This window comes from Vibrio sp. 811 (assembly GCF_033339195.1).
Window position 1 is genome coordinate 1 of sequence record NZ_JAWOUB010000364.1, and the last position, 728, is coordinate 728.

Below are 728 nucleotides of genomic sequence, written 5' to 3' on the forward strand. Positions count from 1 at the left end.
TCAAGATATCGCCGTCATACCGATGTTGGCTATGTTACCGCTTTTAGCTGGTGAACAGAATGTAGGCAGTTGGTTCGATGCTTTTACCGTTTTAGGCAGTGTCGTAGCCTTGTTGATTGGTGGTCACTTTTTATTGCGTCCTCTGTTTCGTTTTTTCGTTATGAGTGGGGTTCGCTATTTATTTGGCGTGGCTTCACGCTTGGTGGTGCTAGGCATTTCGGTGGTGATGCAAAAACTGGGCTTGTCCATGGCGCTAGGAACTTTCTTAGCTGGAGTGTTGCTGGCCGAAAGTGAATATCGCCATGAGTTAGAAATCGCTATCGAGCCGTTTAAAGGCTTGCTGCTTGGTCTGTTTTTTATCGCGGTTGGCATGGCGGTAAACTTGGGCTTACTGGCGTTGCATCCTCTTGAAATTCTTGGTGCGGGGGTGGCTTTGGTTGTGGTGAAAGGTTTGGTGTTGTACGCCCTAGCCAGGGCGGGGCGAGTGCGAGAAAAAGCACGTAGCCGTATGGCCGCCATCTTGAGCCAAGGTGGTGAGTTTGCTTTTGTGATTTTCACCGCGGCAAGCCAAGAAGGCATTTTATCCAAAGAACAAGTGGCGTTTTTGTTGGTTGTGGTGAGTCTATCGATGGTGACCACGCCACTCTTGTTGATGGGACAAAAGAAGTGGTTCGCTCATACGCTTAATCAGGAAGAAGAGAGCGTCACCAGTCACGTGGTTGATCGTC

Annotated in this window: 1 protein-coding gene; it reads left to right on the plus strand. The window is 49.2% G+C overall.

Annotated elements, in window-relative coordinates; all coding sequences use genetic code 11:
• On the plus strand, positions 1 to 728 hold a 728-nt coding region (locus R7Q46_RS26895), incomplete at both ends, for a cation:proton antiporter (RefSeq protein ID WP_318078187.1).